The sequence below is a fragment of the Streptomyces sp. NPDC007875 genome, from assembly GCF_042868035.1.
Lineage (GTDB): Bacteria > Actinomycetota > Actinomycetes > Streptomycetales > Streptomycetaceae > Streptomyces > Streptomyces antimycoticus.
The window spans coordinates 134,158-150,847 of sequence record NZ_JBIADZ010000017.1 but is presented as its reverse complement, the minus strand read 5'-3'; the positions used below and the strand labels follow the sequence as shown (position 1 = coordinate 150,847).

The following is a 16,690-nucleotide window of genomic DNA, read 5'->3' as shown; positions in this document are numbered from 1 at the left end:
ATGAACTCTTGTGCAAGTCTGGAGGCACCCTTGAGCCCGGTGCGTCGGCAGGTAAAGGTGGACGGCGACATATCGGCTCGTTTCACGGCGAGCCGTTGCCGGAACGGGACGGGAGAGAGACAGTGCCCGACGACAAGGCGATCAGCGAGGCCGAGATGGAGGCCCGGCTGCACGGCATCTGCTTCAAGACAGGGCCGCCGCGCCGCATCGGAGTCGAGCTCGAATGGCTCCTGTACGACCCGCACATCCCCGCACGACCCATCGAGGCGGCCCGGCTCGAAGCCGCGGTGACCGCCCTGCGCGGACTGCCGCTGCGGTCCGCCATCACCTTCGAACCCGGCGGCCAGGTGGAGCTCAGCTCCCTGCCGGCCGACTCCCTCACCGCGTGTGTGGAGTCCGCCGCCGCCGATCTGGTCCTCGTACGATCCCTTCTCTCCGGGCTCGGCCTCGGCCTGGCCGGCCATGGCCACGACCCCTGGCGCCCGCCGAGACGGTTCCTCACCACGCCCCGGTACGAGTGCATGGAGACCTATTTCGACCGCCGGGGGCCGGCCGGACGCTCCATGATGTGCAGCACCGCCTCCGTGCAGGTCTGTGTGGACGCCGGACACGAGGAGCCCGGACCGCTCGGCATGGCACGGCGCTGGCGGCTCGCCCATCTGCTGGGCGCGGTGCTCATCGCCGCGTTCGCCAACTCGCCCCTGCGCCAGGGCCGCCCCACGGGCTACCGCTCCACCCGGCAGGCGGTGTGGACGGCGATGGAGCCCGGCCGCACCCACGCCCCGCCCGACGGCGTGGATCCCCGCACGGCCTGGGCCCACTACGTGCTGGACGCGCCCGTGATGGCCATCCGGGACGAGCAGGCGCCCTGGGCGGTGCCGTCCGGGGTGACCTTCCGCCAGTGGGCCCGGACGGGGCTGCCCCGGCCGCCCACCCTCGACGATCTCGACTTCCACGCCTCCACGCTCTTTCCCCCCGTCCGCCCGCGCGGCCATCTGGAACTGCGCATGATCGACGCGCAGAGCGGTGAGGACGGCTGGATCGTCCCCCTGGCCGTCACGGTCGCCCTCTTCGACGATCCGCAGGCTGCTGAAACGGTTTACCGGGTGGTGAAGCCGCTCGCCGAGACGGCGGGCGCACGCCCCGCGCCGGGCAATCGGCTGTGGCGGGCCGCGGCGCGCCACGGTCTGGCCGACCCCGAGCTGCGCGCCGCCGCCGTCAGCTGCTTCGCCACGGCGCTGGACGCGCTGCCCCGCATCGGTGCCTCCCCCGCCATCATCGCCGCCGTCGCCGCCTTCACCGACCGCTATGTGGCCCGCGGCCGATGTCCCGCCGACGATCTGCTCGCTCATCTCACCGGTAAGGAGGGACGGCCATGACCGCCCCCGACTCCGACCTCACCATCGATCCCGAGGCGCTGCGCCGGCGCGCCGAGCTGGCACTGCGCACCGCGCGCGACCGTACCCACGCCCTCACCACATGCGTGGACGAGCCCGACCTCACCGCCCAGCACTCCCCTTTGATGTCCCCGCTGGTCTGGGATCTGGCGCATATCGGCAACCAGGAGGAGCAGTGGCTGCTGCGCGCGGTCGGCGGACGTGACGCGCTGCGCCCCGAGATCGACTCGATCTACGACGCCTTCGAGCATCCGCGCGCCGAGCGGCCCTCCCTGCCGCTGCTGGCGCCCGCCGAGGCCCGCGGCTACGTCCATGAGGTGCGCGGCCGGGTGCTGGACATCCTGGAGCGGATCGAACTGCGCGGCGCCCCGCTGGTCGACGCGGGCTTCGCCTTCGGCATGATCGCGCAGCATGAGCAGCAGCACGACGAGACGATGCTCATCACCCACCAGCTGCGCCGCGGACCCGCCGCGCTCACCGCCCCGCCGCCGCCCGACACGGCGGACGGCGCGGCGCTGCCCGAAGAGGTGCTGGTCCCGGGCGGCCCGTTCACGATGGGCACCTCGACCGAGCCCTGGGCCCTGGACAACGAGCGGCCCGCGCACCACCGGCTGGTCCCGGCGTTCCACATCGACACCACACCGGTGACCAACGGCGCCTACGAGCGGTTCATAGCCGAGGGCGGCTACACCGAGCGGCGCTGGTGGACGGCCGAGGGCTGGGCGTACATCCAGGAACACGGCCTCGTTGCCCCGCTGTTCTGGCGGCGCGAGGGCGGGCAGTGGCTGCGCCGCCGGTTCGGGGTGACCGAGCCGGTGCCGCCCCAGGAGCCGGTGGTGCATGTGAGCTGGTACGAGGCGGACGCCTACGCACGCTGGGCGGGGCGACGGCTGCCGACCGAGGAGGAGTGGGAGAAGGCCGCCCGCCACGACGCGGACAGCGGCCGGTCCCGGCGCTATCCGTGGGGCGACGCCGACCCGGCCCCCGACCAGGCCAACCTCGGCCAGCGCCATCTGCGCCCGGCACCGGCCGGAAGCTATCCGAAGGGCGCCTCCCCGCTGGGGGTGCGGCAGCTGATCGGCGATGTGTGGGAGTGGACCTCGAGCGACTTCCTGCCCTACCCGGGGTTCCGCGCCTTCCCGTACCGCGAGTATTCGGAAGTCTTCTTCGGCCCGGCGCACAAGGTGCTGCGCGGCGGTTCCTTCGCGGTGGACGAGGTCGTCTGCCGGGGCACGTTCCGCAACTGGGACCTGCCGGTCCGCCGCCAGATCTTCTCGGGTTTCCGCACCGCGCGGGACGCGTCCTGATGTGCAGGCATCTGGCGTATCTCGGGCCGCGGACCCCCATCGGCGAGGTGGTCATGGCGCCCGAGCACAGCCTGTTCCGGCAGTCGTGGGCGCCGCGGCGGCAGGCCCACGGCACGGTCAACGCCGACGGATTCGGCGTCGGCTGGTACGCGTCGGGCGACCCGGTGCCCGCGCGCTACCGCCGCGCCGGGCCCATCTGGGGCGATCTGTCGTTCGCCGACCTCGCCCGCGTGGTGCGGACCGGGGCGCTGATGGCCGCCGTGAGGGACGCCACCGAGGCGAGTGCGGACGGTGAGGCGGGCGCCTCACCGTTCGCCGCCGGGACCTGGCTGTTCAGCCACAACGGGGCGATCCGCGACTGGCCGCACGCGGTCGCGGACCTCGCCGCCTCCCTGCCGCCCGTGGATCTGCTCGGCCTGGAGGCGCGGTGCGACTCGGCGTTCGCCTGGGCGCTGGTGCTGCACCGGCTGCGGCTGGGCCACGAGCCGCCGGAGGCGCTGGCCGAGGCCGTCGAGCAACTCGCCGGAGCGTCCCCCCACTCACGGCTCAACCTGCTGCTCATGGACGGGGAGACCATTGCCGCCACCGCCTGGGGCGACACCCTGTGGTACCTGGCCGAACCGGACCGGGGCGTGGTGGTGGCCTCCGAGCCGTACGACCAGGATCCCGGCTGGACGGAGGTCCCCGACCGCACCCTGCTCACCGCCACCCGCACCGATGTACTGCTCACCGCCCTTAAGGAGGCTTCCCGTTGAGCCCCTTCACCGTCACCCGCACCCTGCCCGCCGATGCCACCGCGGCCGCGCTGCGCGCCGATGTGGCCGACGGGCTGACCAGCACCCCCAAACAGCTTCCGCCCAAGTGGTTCTACGACGCCCGGGGAAGCGCGCTCTTCGAAGAGATCACCCGGCTGCCGGAGTACTACCCGACCCGCGCCGAGCGGGAGATCCTCATCGCCCGCTCGGCGGAGATCGCCGACGCCACCGGGGCCCGCACCCTGGTCGAACTGGGCTCCGGCTCCTCCGAGAAGACCCGCCACCTGATCCGGGCACTGCCGGATCTGCGCGTCTACGTCCCCGTCGACGTGAGCGAGAGCGCACTGGAACTGGCCGGGGAGGCTCTGCTGGCCGAGCATCCACGGCTTACGGTGCACGCGCTGGTCGCCGACTTCATGAACGGGCTCGCGCTGCCCGACGACACCCCGGGTCCGAGGCTGCTGGCCTTCCTCGGGGGCACGATCGGCAATCTGCTGCCGGCCGAGCGGGCCGCGTTCTTCGCCTCGGTGAGCGAACTGCTCGCGCCCGGCGACGCGCTGCTGGTCGGCACCGACCTGGTCAAGGACGAGGCCACGTTGGTCTCCGCCTACGACGACGCTCAGGGGGTCACCGCGGCGTTCAACAAGAACGTGCTGGCGGTGCTCAACCGCGAACTGGGCGCCGACTTCGACCCGTCCGATTTCGACCACGTGGCGGTGTGGAACGCCGAGGAGGAGTGGATCGAGATGCGGCTGAGGGCCCGTAAGGACCTCACGGCGAAGATCCCCGCCATGGATCTCGCGGTCCATTTCGGGGCCGGGGAGGAGGTCCGTACGGAGGTCTCCAGCAAGTTCCGGGAGGAGAAGGTGCGGGCCGAACTGGCCGCCGCGGGGATGGACTCGCGGCGCTGGTGGACCGACGCCCAGGGCCGCTTCGCGGTGTCGCTGGCCGTCCGCCGCTGACCGTTCGGCAGATCACCGCACTCCGCCGCCCGGGGCCTCGGCCCCGGGCGGCGGCTCGTTCGCGGGTGGGGGCCGCCGCTTCCCCGGGGGAGCCTGCGGGACCGGCTTCTGCGTGCCCGCCCTGGCACGCAACGGCGGCGAGGCGGCGACGCGGATCGAAGTCCGGGCCGTGGACGAGCTGTTCGCCTCGTCCGAGCCCTCCGCCGTGTCGTTCGCCTGGTAGCCGGGACAGCCCGTCACCCTCCGTTCCGCTCGAACCACCGGCCGAAATAGTGTGATGCACATCACATAGGCGGAAGAGGGTCGCAGCACAGCGCACTGCGGCTCTCTTTCCAGGCGATCCCCCTCTTGTTGCGGCCAAATCGGCCCCCTTATCTTTGGCCCGCCCGGCAGCGCGCCGCACCCGGCAGCACGAGAAGGAGCCGTCCATGCCCTTACGGGGACGCCACCGCCGTTATAAGCCCAACCGCATCTCCCGTGCCTCACTGAGCGTCACGGCGGGCGGCGCCGGAATCGCCCTTCCGCTCATCGGCGCCGCGGGCGCGTCCGCGGCCTCGGGCGAGACCTGGGACAAGGTCGCCCAGTGCGAGTCCACCGACAACTGGGACATCAACACCGGCAACGGCTTCTACGGCGGGCTGCAGTTCACGCAGAGCACATGGGAGGCGTACGGCGGCACGGCCTACGCGGGACGGGCCGATCTGGCCACCAAGGACCAGCAGATCGCGATCGCGGAGAAGGTGCTCGACGGCCAGGGTCCCGGCGCCTGGCCGGTGTGCTCGGGGAAGGCCGGGCTGACGCGGGGCGAGGCGGCGCCGCAGAGCGCGCCGAAGGTCGTCAAGACGTCCGCCGCCCCGGCCAAGAAGGCACAGCGACCCGAGAAGGCCCAGCAGGCGGCGGCGAGCAAGCCCACCCCCACCAGCCTCCCGGGGCACAACTCCACGAAGTCCGGCCGCTATGTGGTCGTCAGCGGCGACTCGCTGTCCGGTATCGCCGACTCCCACGATGTCACCGGCGGCTGGGAGGCGCTCTACGAGAGCAACCGCGAGGCGATCGGCGGCGATCCGGATCTGATCTACCCCGGTCAGAAGCTGTCCCTGAAGGGCGGTAAGGCCACCGCCAAGCCCAAGGCGGAAGCCGAGCCCCACCACGAGGCGAAGCCCAAGCCCAAGCCGAAGCCCAAGGCGAAGCCCGCGCCGCAGCCGAAGGCCGAGAAGCCCCACACCAGCCGGGAGCAGAACACCAAGCGTGTCGCCTCCTCGGGCTTCACCGCCCCGGTCAGCGGCGTCAACCCGAGCACCGCCTACCGAGCGGCCGGCTCCAGCTGGTCGAGCGGCTATCACACGGGCGTGGACTTCCCTGTCGGCATCGGCACCTCGGTGAAGGCCGTGGGCACGGGTCATGTGGTCTCGGCGGGCTGGGGCGACGCGTACGGCTATCAGGTGGTCATCCGGCATCCGGACGGCAAGTACAGCCAGTACGCCCATCTGTCGCAGCTGTCGGTGCGGGCCGGGCAGAGCGTCAATGGCGGCCAGCAGATCGGCCGTTCCGGCTCGACGGGCAACGCCACCGGACCGCATCTCCACTTCGAGATCCGCACCGGCCCCGGTTACGGCTCGGACGTCAATCCGCTCGCCTATCTGCGGTCACACGGCGTCAGCCTCTGATCCGGCGCCCGGGTGAGAGCCGGGGCAGGCGGGCGAACCGGGCCCCTGTGGTGAGCGTGGTGGCGGCCATGTGCCCGGAGACACCGCCCAGTCCCGGCCCCGGGTGAGTGGACGCGCCGATGTGCCAGAGCCCGCGGATATCGGTCGCATGCCGTCCGGAGGAGGGCAGCGGGCGCCACAGAAAGCTCTGGTCGAGTTCGACGGAACCGCCATAAGGGTCGCCGTCGACCGCGTTGGGGTTCCGGAGGGCGAGCCGCGGGGGCGCGATGACAACGACGGCGAGGACCTTGCCGGGCAGATCCGGGGTGTGCCGGGCGATCCGGTCCAGGACCCGGTCGGCATAGCCCTGGGCCAACTCCGGGGTCCAGCCCTGAGCGGTGTCCAGGTCACCGGCCGAGTCTCCGCGCGGGGTGAACGGCACCTCCTGCAACTGCAGCCACAGCGCGGCGGCCCCGGGCGGCACCCGGCCGGGGTCCAGGAGGTACTGCTGCCCGACGACCACCGTGGGCCGCCGGGGCAGCAGGCCCGCCTCGGCCTCGGCGCAGGCGATACCGGTGCTGCCCGAAACCGTCGGAGAGATGCACCAGCGGGATCGTGTTCAGGCGTGTGTCGCGCCACCCGAGCGGTTGGGACAGCGCGACGTGGATCTGCATCGCCGCGCGGCCATACCAAAATCGCCGCGCCTCGTCCCGCAGTTCGGGCTTGACCGCACCCTCCGGCAGGAGGGTGCCGCACAGGGCGGTGGGGGTCACCGAGGCGAGGACCGCGCCGCGGGCACGGATGACCCGGCCACCGGCCGCCACTCCTACGGCGCGGCCCCGCTCGACAAGGATGCGGTCGACCCGGGTGCCGGCTTCCACCCGGACGCCCGTCGTCGTCAGCAGCGATCGGAAGGCATCGAGGAACCGGCTCGCGCCCCCGGCCACCACCGGCAGCCCGAATCCATGCAGGGACGCGGCGAGCAGCGGCATCAGGAACCCGCCCGAAGCATGGTCCGGCGACAGCCCCGCATGCAGCAGCCACGGGGCGAAGAGATGGTCCACCTCGTCCCCGCGGAACTCCGTGCGCGTGTAGCCGCGACCGCTGGTGGCCACCGAGCGCACCCATCGCTCCGCGCCGTGCCGCCCGCCGCCGCGGAGCAGCGTGGCCGCGTGGCGGAGGAGGGCGGGCGAGCGGAGCTCGCTGCTCATCAGGCCGCCGATCGCCTCCATGTTGTCGCCCAGCCGGCCGACCCCGGCCACATACGCGGCCCTGTCCTCGTCGTGCGCGAAACCCTCGGTGGTGTGCCGCGGATCGCGGTGGGCCAGGGTGACCCGGCCGTCGTCGGCCACGCTGGCGGTGACCCACTCATCGGTGTTGCGGTACTCCAGCCCATGGCGGCGCAACAGCTCCCCGAGGCGCGCGTACGCCGGGCCGGAGACGAACAGCGGATGCCATGAGGAGTAGGTGTCGTGGAGATAGCCGGGCAGGGTGCGCTCCTCGGTGGCGATGAACCCGCCGATGTTCGGCTCGCGTTCCACCAGGACGACGGACCATCCGGCCAGGGCCAGCTCCGCCGCGGCGACGAGGCCGTTGACACCGGACCCGACGATGACGGCGTCTGCCTCGGCCATCTGGTGTTCCTCCTGCCGTCCGTCACACAATAGGGCTCGTATGCCCGGATTCGGCATGGTATGCGAAGAACGCAGGGTGGGCCGGGCCCACAGGGAGGTGTCGCAGAAGGGGTGTCGTAGGGGGGTGCCAGACTCGCGCTCATGCAGACCCGCCCCGTCCGCGCCCAGCTCGACATCCGTCACGACGATCCCCGACTGCGCTACCGGGGCGCCGTGTCGCTGCAGCGCGGCCCCGGGTGGACCGCCCCCTGGCGGCTGCCGCGCGAGGAGGCGGCGCTGTATCTCCCCGAGGGCGGGCTGGGCCGGGCCGCGATGCCGTCCGGGGTGCGGGTGACACTGCGCACCGACAGCGCCTCGCTCGTCTGCCGCTACCAGGCCGACCCCGCGCCCAGGCTGAACGGGCCCGAGGAGCGCGCCCGCCTCGATGTGCTGTGCGACGGGCGACGGGTCGCCACGGTGGAGCTGGAGACCCACGGCGGGGACGCGGAGTTCCGGTGCGACGCCCTGCCCGGGCGGATGGCGACGGTCGAGCTGTGGCTGCCCTTCTACCATCAGTTCCGGTTGCGCGGAGTGTCCGTGGAGGCGGGCGCGGCCCTGGAGGGCGAGGCCCCCGGGCGGCAGCCGCGCTGGGTCCACTGCGGCAGCTCCATCTCGCAGGGGCGCGGCGCCGCATCCCCCAGCCGGACCTGGACCGCCCTGGTGGCCCGGCGGGCCGGGTGGGACCTCACCTCGCTGGCCCTGGGCGCGGCCAGCTGTCTGGAGCCCATGACCGCGCGGCTGATGCGGGATCTGCCGGCCGATCTCCTCACCCTCTGCGTCGGGGTCAACGTCCAGGCGCTCGGCAGCCATAACCCCGATGCGCTGGTCTCGGCGCTCGTCGGCTTCGTGCGCACCGTGCGCGAGGGCCACCCCACGACCCCGTTCGCCGTGCTGTCCACGATCACCGCACCCGAGCGGGAGGAGGTGCCGGGTCCTTCGGGGATGACGATGCGTGAGTGCCGGGCACACATACGCCGGGCCGTGACGCTGCTGCGCGACCACGGCGACACGCGGCTGCACTACCTCCACGGCCCCGATGTGTTCGGCCCGGCCTGTACGCGGCTGATGCTGGAGCCCGGGGGCTCGGACCGCCTGCATCCCGCGGCCGCCGGCCATCCGGTCCTCGCCTCGCGATTCACCACCCTTCTGCACCGCGCCCGCTGTGTGCCGATACTGATGACCGCGGCGCAGTAGCGGCTACGACGGCGATACAAGAGCGGCCCGTTCGGCCGCGGCCGCATCGCCCCCAAGGAGAAGAGAAGTGACGGAGCAGTCCCAGCGCGGCCTCGACCGCCACCGGCTGATGAAGGTGCTCGCCGACCGGAAGGAGACCGGCAGCCGGCCCGGGGCACGTGCGGACGGATACCGGGTGGTGCTGGCGATCGAGGGCGGCGGGATGCGCGGCACGCTGTCGGCCGGTATGGCGCTGGCCGTGCACGAGTTGGGGCTGCTGAACGCGTTCGACGCGGTGTACGGGGCCTCGGCGGGGGCCATCTCGGCGGCCTGGCTGGTCAGTTCGCGGCCGGAGGGCCTGCGCGGCTGGGCAGACCCCCGTTTCGCCGGTGCGCTCATCCGGAAGCGCAATCTGCTGCGCGGGCGCCCCATGGTCGATATCGAGACCCTGATCGAAGAGGTCTACATCCGTCAATTCCCGCTCGACTACGCCTCGGTGCTCGCCGCGCCCATCTCACTGCATCCGCTGGCCACGGATCTCGAAACCGGCCAACCGGCTGATCTGCACGCGGAGTTGACGGACGAGGTCGCCCTCCGCCTGGCACTGCGGGCGAGCGCCGCGCTGCCGGTGCTGGCGGGAGGCCCCGTCACCCTCGGCGGGCGCCGGTTCTACGACGCCGGTCTGGCCGAGTCGATCCCGTTCCGCCAGGCGCTGCGGGACGGCGCGACCCATGTCCTCGTCCTCCGCAGCAGGCCGCCGGCCGAGGCCCCCGCGCTCCGCGCCACCCCGTCGGTGGGCTCCCGGCTCGTCGCCGCGGTCGCCTTCCGCCAGTACACCCCTCAGTTCCGCGCCGCCTTCCTGAACCGGCCCGCCCGGCTGGCCGACGACGACCGGCTGCTGGCCGCCTACGACACCGATGCCGCCGAAGCGCCCACGGACCCCGCCGTGCTGTCCGTCCGCCCCGATGCCGCGGCACCGTCCATCAGCCGCCTGGAAACGGACAGCGCTCTGCTGGAGGAGGCTCTCGAGGCGGGCCGCCGGGCCATCACGGCCCAGTTCGCCCCGGCGGCCCGCTCCTGAGGAGGGTGGCGGGCGCCCGCTCGAACCGGGCCAGATCGTCCACGGTCGAGATCATGGCTCCGGCGGTCCCGTCGTAGGAGGGGCTGAACCGCGTCATATCGCGGCCCTCGAGGTCGTAGCCGTGTAGAGGGGAGCCGTGCACCTCGGGGTCGGTCGACGACTTCCCGGGCCGGGCCCCCGACGCCCCGGTGCCGTCCGGGGCCACGCCGAGGTCGTTGACGACGACCTTCGCGCCCTAGGCGGCGAAGGCGAGCGCCTGCGCGCGTCCGAGGCCGCGGCCCGCTCCGGTGACGACGGTGACGCGCCCGTCGCAGAGTCCGCTCATCTCAGTCCGCCCGTGGGTCGGCCGGTGCCGGGGGCCGGCTGGTTGACGTCGGCGGGGCGAGGAACGCACAGGCGGTACCTGCCTCGACGGGCTCGGCCAACCGCCCGAACGGCGGCACGGTCCGGCCGACGGCCGCGATGCCCTCCGCGTCCCCGTAGTGCAGATGCGACCGGTCGCGGGCTGGAGCGCGGACGCGGTCGTGGTGCAGGGCACCGAGGGCGGCGGCCACACCGGACAGGCGGCCACCACCGTGCTGCTCCCCCAGGTCGTGGACGCGGTGGACATCCCGGTCGTGGCCGCGGACGGCTTCCACGACGGACGGGGGCCGGCGGCCGCGCTCGCCCACGGGGCGGCGGGGATCGCGATGGGCACCCGTTTCCTGCTCACCTCCGACAGCACGGTCCCGGACGCCGTGAAGGCGCGCTGTCTGTCGGCGGCGGTCACCAGTGTCACCGTCACCACGGCGGTGGACGGGCTCCCGCACCGGATGCTCCGCAGCGAACTGGTCGACTCCCTGGAGCGCTCCGGCCGCACCGCCGCGCTGCTGCGCGCCGTGCGCCACGCCGCCGACTTCCGGCGGCCGGCCGGGCTGAGCCGACCGCGGATGGTGCGCGACGGGCCGGCCCTGCGGCACGGCAAGGACCTCATCGGGAGCCAGGTCCTGCCGGCCGCCACCACCGCGATGCTGCTCAAGGCGTCGATGGTGGACGGCCGCACCGACACGGGGGTGATGGCCTCCGGGCAGGTGGCCGGGGTGATCGAGGATCTGCCCTGCTGCGCGGATCTGGTGGACGGGATCATGACCGAGGCCGCCACGGCCCTGGACCGGCTGACCGGCGGTCGTACAGTGGGGTGAAAGCGGCCAGACCATGACACGGGTAGTGGGAGGTCATCATGGCCGATCCCAAGGGTTTCCTCACCACACCCCGTCGTCTTCCGCCCCGCCGTCCGGTGGACGAGCGGGTGCGGGACTGGAACGAGGTCCAGGCCCCCGGCGCCCTGCTGCCGATCATCAACGCCCAGGCGGACCGCTGCATGGACTGCGGCATCCCGTTCTGCCACGACGGCTGCCCGCTGGGGAACCTCATCCCGGAGTGGAACGACCTGGTCTCCCGTGACGACTGGCTGCGCGCGAGCGAGCGGCTGCACGCGACCAACAACTTTCCCGAGTTCACCGGCCGGCTGTGCCCGGCCCCCTGTGAGAGCGCCTGTGTGCTGGCCATCAACCAGCCGGCGGTCACCATCAAGAACGTCGAGGTGGCCATCGCCGACCGGGCCTGGGAGAGCGGATATGTGACCCCCAAGCCACCGGAGCGGCTGTCCGGCCGGACCGTCGCCGTCATCGGCTCGGGGCCCGCGGGCCTGGCCGCGGCCCAGCAGCTCACCCGCGCGGGACACACCGTGGCGGTGTACGAGCGCGACGACCGGGTGGGCGGGCTGCTCCGCTACGGCATCCCCGAGTTCAAGATGGAGAAGCGCCAGCTGGACCGGCGGCTGGGGCAGATGCGCGCGGAGGGCACCAAGTTCCGTTCCGGCGTGGACGTCGGCACCGATCTGGACGCCGCCGAGCTCAGGTCGCGCTACGACGCGCTCGTGATAGCGGTGGGCGCCCGAGCCTGGCGCGAACTCCCCGTACCAGGACGGGAGTTGGCCGGAATCCATCAGGCGATGGAGTATCTGCCGATGGCCAACCGGGTGCGCGAGGGCGACTACGCCCGGCCGCCGATCACCGCCGAAGGCAAGCATGTGGTCATCATCGGCGGCGGGGACACCGGCGCGGACTGCCTGGGCACCGTGCTGAGGCAGGGCGCCGCCTCCGTGACCCAGCTGGACATCCACCCCCGGCCCGGCGACGAACGGGCCGACGGCGAGCCCTGGCCCACCTACCCGAAGATCTACCGGATGTCCGCCGCCCATGAGGAGGCGCGGGAGCTGGCGGCCTCTCCGGAGGCGGACGTGGACGCGCGGGTCTTCTCCGCGACCACCGTCCGCTTCGAGGGGACGGCACCGGACACGCAGCGGCCGCACGGCGGCGTCCGGGCGCTGCGCCTGATCGGGGCCCGGGCCGACGGGCAGCCCGGGCCGGACGCGGAGCGGGTGCTCCGGGCCGATCTGGTGCTGCTGGCCCTCGGCTTCCGTGGCCCGGAGCGGGACAGCGGGCTGTTCGACCAGCTCGGTCTGGAGCTCGACGAGCACGGCACCGTCGCACGCGACGCGTCCTTCGCCACTGGCGCGGACGGGGTGTTCGTGGCGGGCGACGCGGGCCGTGGCCAGTCGCTGATCGTCTGGGCGATCGCCGAGGGCCGCTCCGCCGCGGCCGCCGTGGACCGCTATCTCGCGGGCTCCACGACGCTCCCGGCGCCGGTCCGGCCGGCCGACCGCCCGATGACGGCCTGACGGAGCGGCACCCCAGTGGCCCGCCGCCGGTGCCAGCACCGGCGGCCCCCGGTGGCCGACACCGGTGGCCGGATACCAGTGGCCGACACGGTGGCCGGAACCGGCGCACACGGGCACCGGCACCTGGAGACCGACGCGCCCGGCCGCCGGCGCCCGGAGAGCGGGCCGCCTGCCGCGGGCGCGCGGCGCGGGAATAGTGTGCGTCCATGATCTCGCAATCGCCCCTCCTCACCGTGGCCGACGGTGTGCACATCTGGTCCCCCACCCCGAGCGCCGGATGGGGTCTGGCCAACTGCGGTCTGATCGTCTCGCCCGACGGCGCCGCCGCCTGGATCGACACCCCCTACGACCGGCGGATGGCCGGTGACTTCCTGGAGCGCAGCCGGGCCCTGCTGCCCGGCGGGAGCCGGATCGAGCGTGTGATCGTCACCCATGCCAACGGCGACCACCTGTGGGGCGCGGAGGTCGTACCGGACGCGGAGATCGTCGCCACCCGCGAGGCGCTCGGCCATATCGAGTACGAGCCCTCGCCGCAGCAGCTGCACGCCCTGGTGCACGGCAGCGATCCGGCGACTCCGCTCGGCTGGTATCTCCAGCGCCACTTCGGGCGGTTCGACTGGTCGGGCACCGAGGTGGTCGAGCCGACGCTCACCTTCGTGGGCGAACTCGACCTGCGCGTGGGCCAGGTGCCGGTGCGGCTGTTCAGTCTGCCGTCCGCGCACACCACGGGCGATCTGGTGGCGTATCTGCCGCGGCAGAAGGTGGCGTTCACCGGCGATGTCATCTTCGCCTCCGGCCCCCAGGACCCCGGCGACCACGCCGTGCACTGGGCGGGCCCCCTGGACAATGTGATCTCCGCGTGCGAGCGGGTCCTCGCGACCGGGGCCGAGGTGATCGTCCCCGGCCATGGGCCGGTCCTCGACCGGGAGGGGGTCCGCGGCCACATCGGCTATCTGGAGCATCTGCGGGACCGCACCCGGGAGCTGCACACGGCAGGGGTACCGGCCCTGGAGGCCGCCCGCACCCTGATCGCCGAGAACACCTATCCGGCGCTGGGCCTGCCCGAGCGGCTGGTGATCACGGTGGGCTCGGAGTACCGGCATCTGAACGGCACGGACGAGGCGGCGGATCTCGTGGCCACCATGGCCGACCTCGCCCAGGTGGCATGGGAGCGGCGCGAGGGCGCGCCGACGGCCTCGGCCTGACCGCCCCGGGCGGAACGAGGGTGACGCGGGCCGCGGACGGCGGGCGGGGCCGGTCGACGGCGACCGGCCCGGTCCGTACGGGCCGGTGTCACCGCGGGGCGCGTTCCGCGGCCGGAAGATCCTGCTCGGTCCAGATGATCTTGCCGTTCTTGGTGTAGCGGGTGCCCCAGCGCTGGACCATCTGGGCGACGAGGAACAGCCCGCGACCGCCCTCGTCGGTGATGGCCGCCCGGCGCAGATGCGGTGCGGTGGTGCTGCCGTCGGCGACCTCGCAGATCAGCGCCCGGTTGTGCATCAGACGCAGCCGCACGGGGCCGACGGCGTGCCGGATGGCGTTGCCGAGCAGCTCGCTGACCACCAGCTCGGTGGTGAAGGCGGCCTCCTCCAGGTTCCAGTCGGCCAGGGTGCGGGCGACGGCCGCCCGCATCCGGGCCACGACCTCGGGGTCCGGCGGCAGCTCCCAGGAGGCCACCCGGCGCTCGTCCAGCGCGGTGGTACGGGCGATGAGCAGGCAGACGTCGTCGGTGCGGCGCGGTGACAGCAGGGCGGCCATCACGGCGTCGCAGGCCCGCTCCGGGTCGGGGTCGGCGTCGGTGAGGGCGTCACGCAGCTGGTCGAGCCCGGTCACCAGGTCCCGTTCGCGGTCCCGGACCAGCCCATCGGTGTAGAGGACGAGGCGGCTGCCTTCGGGCAGCCGCGTCTCGGTCGCCTCGTAGAGCCGGCCGCCCAGCCCCAGCGGCGGTCCGGCGGGCAGGTCGAGGAAGGCCACGGAGCCGTCGGGGTGGACCAGGGCCGGGGGCGGATGACCGGCCCGCGCCAGGGTGCAGTGCCGGGAGACCGGGTCGTAGACCGCGTACAGACAGGTGGCTCCCGCCGCCCCGACGCCGCCGTTCGCGGCGGTCTCCTCCCGGTCGACCTGGTCGACCACGTCGTCGAGCCGGGCGAGCAGCTCATCGGGGGGAAGGTCCACGACGGAGAAGTTGAGCACGGCGGTGCGCAGCCGGCCCATGGTCGCGGCGGCGTGCAGTCCGTGGCCGACGACATCGCCGACGACGAGGGCGACCCGGGCCCCCGACAGGGGGATGACGTCGAACCAGTCCCCTCGCACCCCGCCGGGGGCGGGCAGATAGCGCTGGGCGGCGACGACGGCCTGCTGTTCGGGGCGGCCGCGCGGCAGCAGACTCTCCTGGAGGGCCAGTGTGGTGGCGTGCTCGCGCGCGTAGCGGCGGGCGTTGTCGATGGCGACGGCCGCCTGGCCGGCCAGCTCCTCGGCGAAGGTCCGGTCCTCCTCGTCGAACGGCGGGGCGTCCCCCGAGCGCCAGAACGCCACCTGGCCCAGCCGGACGCCGCGCCCGCTGAGCGGCACGGTCACCAGCGAGCGGATGCCGTAGGCCACCAGCCATCCCGGCCGCTCGGGCTCCTGTGGCGTCCAGTCGGGGTAGGACGGCAGCCGCTCCACGGCGAACACGCGCGCCTGGCCGGTGCCGCCGGCCCGCTGGGTGGCGGGGAAGGCGGAGACGCGGTCGCCGACACGGCGCAGCGGGGGGTCCTGCCGGATGCCGCTGAAGGCGGCCCGGCGCAACGGCGACTCGCGGTCGCCCGGCTCCTCGCCGCGCAGTACGGCCTCGTGCAGATCGACGGTGGCGTAGTCGGCGAAGCGCGGCACGGCGACCCGGGACAGTTCCTGGGCGGTCCCTTCCATGTCGAGGCTGCTGCCCACCCGGACACCGGCCTCGTACAGCAGCTGGAGGCGTGCGTAGGCCCGGTCGGCCTTGTCCGTCAGGGCGCGCAGCTCGGTGGTGTCCCGCAGGGTGGCGACGCTGCCCCAGGGCGCTCCGTCCCGCTCCGCCGGGCGCTGGTTGACCGCCAGCAGCCGGTCCCCGACCTGATGCACCGCGTCGGTGGCCTCACGGCCGGAGGCGAGCAGTCCGGCGAGCTCCGGGGGCAGGCCGACGTCGGTGATCTGCCGTCCGTGCGCGTCGGGCGTGAGACCCAGCAGATGCAGCGCCTCGTCGTTGGCGAGCAGCAGCCGCCCCTCGTCGTCGATGATCAGCACCCCCTCCTTGACGCAGCGCAGTACGGCGTCGTGGTGTTCGTACATCCTGGTGATCTCGGCGGGGCCGAGCCGGTGGGTCTGGCGCCGCAGCCGCCGGGCCACGAGTGCCGCACCGCCCCCGCCCAGGACGAGAGCGAGCGCCGTGGAGGCGTAGATCATCGGCAGTTGGCGGCCGACCGTCCGGGCCACGGAGGGGATGGAGACCCCGGCGTTGACGATGCCGATCACCCGGCCCCGGGCGTCGGTGACCGGCACGGCGGCACGGATCGAGGGGGCCGAGCGGGTGATGCCCGGGAGCCTGTCGGTGAAGGTCCGGCCCGCCGTGGCCGGATAGAGGCTGCGGTCGATGTGCTTGCCGAGCAGCTTCGGATCGGGATGGGTCCAGCGGATGCCACCGGGGGAGGTCACCACGATGTAGTCGACGTCGGTCCGGCTCCGTACCTTCTCGACGAAGGGCTGGAGGACCATGGAGGGGTTGCGGGACTCCAGCGCCCGCTGGACGCCGGGGGCGAGGGCGACGGTGCGCGCGACGGTCAGGGCACTGGCCCGGGCCTGGCTGTCCCCGCTGCCGCGGGCCTGGAGGGACAGTGTGGCACCCGCGGCGAGTACCAGGAGCGTCACGATGATCAGCATCAGGGCGCACACCTGCCCGCCGACACTGCGCGAACCCAGCGCCGAGCGCACCTTCACATGCTCTGTCTAGCGCATATCCC

The 16,690-nt window shown here is 73.3% G+C and carries 12 protein-coding genes and 2 pseudogenes; 10 read left to right on the top strand and 4 right to left on the bottom strand.

Annotation, left to right across the window (positions count from 1 at the left end; translation table 11 throughout):
• Positions 1 to 122: 122 nt before the first annotated feature.
• The 5 genes from egtA (at position 123) to ACFYOY_RS30635 (ending at position 6,088) form a co-directional block, all read left to right on the top strand.
• On the top strand, positions 123 to 1,379 hold the full coding sequence (egtA, locus tag ACFYOY_RS30655; RefSeq protein WP_351893130.1) for an ergothioneine biosynthesis glutamate--cysteine ligase EgtA: 1,257 nt from the start codon (positions 123 to 125) through the stop codon (positions 1,377 to 1,379).
• Positions 1,376 to 2,704, top strand: a complete 1,329-nt coding sequence (egtB, locus tag ACFYOY_RS30650) for an ergothioneine biosynthesis protein EgtB (RefSeq protein ID WP_388590748.1) — start codon at positions 1,376 to 1,378, stop codon at positions 2,702 to 2,704. Before egtA ends, egtB begins: the two co-directional genes overlap by 4 nt.
• Positions 2,704 to 3,459, top strand: coding sequence for an ergothioneine biosynthesis protein EgtC (egtC, locus tag ACFYOY_RS30645; protein WP_351893140.1), 756 nt, complete (start codon positions 2,704 to 2,706; stop codon positions 3,457 to 3,459). The genes egtB and egtC overlap by 1 nt, the downstream gene beginning before the upstream one ends.
• Positions 3,456 to 4,421, top strand: coding sequence for an L-histidine N(alpha)-methyltransferase (gene egtD / locus ACFYOY_RS30640; RefSeq protein ID WP_351893145.1), 966 nt, complete (start codon positions 3,456 to 3,458; stop codon positions 4,419 to 4,421). The genes egtC and egtD overlap by 4 nt, the downstream gene beginning before the upstream one ends.
• Before the next feature lie 428 nt (positions 4,422 to 4,849).
• Positions 4,850 to 6,088, top strand: coding sequence for a transglycosylase family protein (locus tag ACFYOY_RS30635; RefSeq protein ID WP_388590745.1), 1,239 nt, complete (start codon positions 4,850 to 4,852; stop codon positions 6,086 to 6,088).
• Here the strand turns inward: ACFYOY_RS30635 and ACFYOY_RS30630 are convergent.
• Both ACFYOY_RS30630 and ACFYOY_RS30625 read right to left on the bottom strand, forming a co-directional pair.
• Complete coding sequence (locus ACFYOY_RS30630; protein ID WP_351893157.1) at positions 6,078 to 6,509, bottom strand: hypothetical protein; 432 nt, start codon at positions 6,507 to 6,509, stop codon at positions 6,078 to 6,080. The two genes, ACFYOY_RS30635 and ACFYOY_RS30630, sit on opposite strands and share 11 nt — an antisense overlap.
• Positions 6,475 to 7,701: an NAD(P)/FAD-dependent oxidoreductase gene (locus ACFYOY_RS30625; RefSeq protein WP_351893162.1), complete on the bottom strand. Its 1,227-nt coding sequence runs from the start codon at positions 7,699 to 7,701 to the stop codon at positions 6,475 to 6,477. Before ACFYOY_RS30625 ends, ACFYOY_RS30630 begins: the two co-directional genes overlap by 35 nt.
• A 141-nt stretch (positions 7,702 to 7,842) precedes the next feature.
• Between ACFYOY_RS30625 and ACFYOY_RS30620 the strand changes: the two genes are divergently transcribed.
• Together ACFYOY_RS30620 and ACFYOY_RS30615 are read left to right on the top strand one after the other, a co-directional pair.
• On the top strand, positions 7,843 to 8,934 hold the full coding sequence (locus ACFYOY_RS30620) for a GDSL-type esterase/lipase family protein (protein ID WP_351893167.1): 1,092 nt from the start codon (positions 7,843 to 7,845) through the stop codon (positions 8,932 to 8,934).
• 67 nt (positions 8,935 to 9,001) lie between these two features.
• The gene (locus ACFYOY_RS30615; protein ID WP_388590742.1) at positions 9,002 to 9,994 is read left to right on the top strand and encodes a patatin-like phospholipase family protein; all 993 of its coding nucleotides are present in this window, start codon (positions 9,002 to 9,004) and stop codon (positions 9,992 to 9,994) included.
• Between the two features lie 380 nt (positions 9,995 to 10,374).
• Here ACFYOY_RS30615 and ACFYOY_RS30610 read toward each other — a convergent pair.
• Positions 10,375 to 10,488, bottom strand: a pseudogene (locus tag ACFYOY_RS30610) (short-chain dehydrogenase); the annotation flags it as partial.
• A 3-nt stretch (positions 10,489 to 10,491) separates the two neighbouring features.
• Between ACFYOY_RS30610 and ACFYOY_RS30605 the strand changes: the two are divergent.
• The 3 genes and pseudogenes from ACFYOY_RS30605 to ACFYOY_RS30595 all read left to right on the top strand — a co-directional run.
• Positions 10,492 to 11,175 (top strand): annotated as a pseudogene (locus ACFYOY_RS30605) (NAD(P)H-dependent flavin oxidoreductase); the annotation flags it as partial.
• 38 nt (positions 11,176 to 11,213) lie between these two features.
• A complete protein-coding gene (locus tag ACFYOY_RS30600; RefSeq protein ID WP_351893184.1) occupies positions 11,214 to 12,716 on the top strand; it encodes a glutamate synthase subunit beta in 1,503 nt (500 codons plus the stop codon).
• A 206-nt stretch (positions 12,717 to 12,922) separates the two neighbouring features.
• Positions 12,923 to 13,921 carry an MBL fold metallo-hydrolase gene (locus ACFYOY_RS30595; RefSeq protein WP_351893190.1) on the top strand — a complete coding sequence of 333 codons (999 nt, stop codon included), beginning with the start codon at positions 12,923 to 12,925 and terminating at the stop codon, positions 13,919 to 13,921.
• A gap of 88 nt (positions 13,922 to 14,009) precedes the next feature.
• Here the strand turns inward: ACFYOY_RS30595 and ACFYOY_RS30590 are convergent, their stop codons facing one another.
• Positions 14,010 to 16,667: a SpoIIE family protein phosphatase gene (locus ACFYOY_RS30590; protein ID WP_351893196.1), complete on the bottom strand. Its 2,658-nt coding sequence runs from the start codon at positions 16,665 to 16,667 to the stop codon at positions 14,010 to 14,012.
• Between the last annotated feature and the right edge of the window lie 23 nt (positions 16,668 to 16,690).

Coding starts and splice junctions, on each gene's coding strand:
- egtB (WP_388590748.1), top strand. CDS start 1,376: ATGACCGCCCCCGACTCCGACCTCACCATCGATCCCGAGGCGCTGCGC.
- ACFYOY_RS30620 (WP_351893167.1), top strand. CDS start 7,843: ATGCAGACCCGCCCCGTCCGCGCCCAGCTCGACATCCGTCACGACGAT.
- egtC (WP_351893140.1), top strand. CDS start 2,704: ATGTGCAGGCATCTGGCGTATCTCGGGCCGCGGACCCCCATCGGCGAG.
- ACFYOY_RS30595 (WP_351893190.1), top strand. CDS start 12,923: ATGATCTCGCAATCGCCCCTCCTCACCGTGGCCGACGGTGTGCACATC.
- ACFYOY_RS30600 (WP_351893184.1), top strand. CDS start 11,214: ATGGCCGATCCCAAGGGTTTCCTCACCACACCCCGTCGTCTTCCGCCC.
- ACFYOY_RS30625 (WP_351893162.1), bottom strand. CDS start 7,701: ATGGCCGAGGCAGACGCCGTCATCGTCGGGTCCGGTGTCAACGGCCTC.
- ACFYOY_RS30635 (WP_388590745.1), top strand. CDS start 4,850: ATGCCCTTACGGGGACGCCACCGCCGTTATAAGCCCAACCGCATCTCC.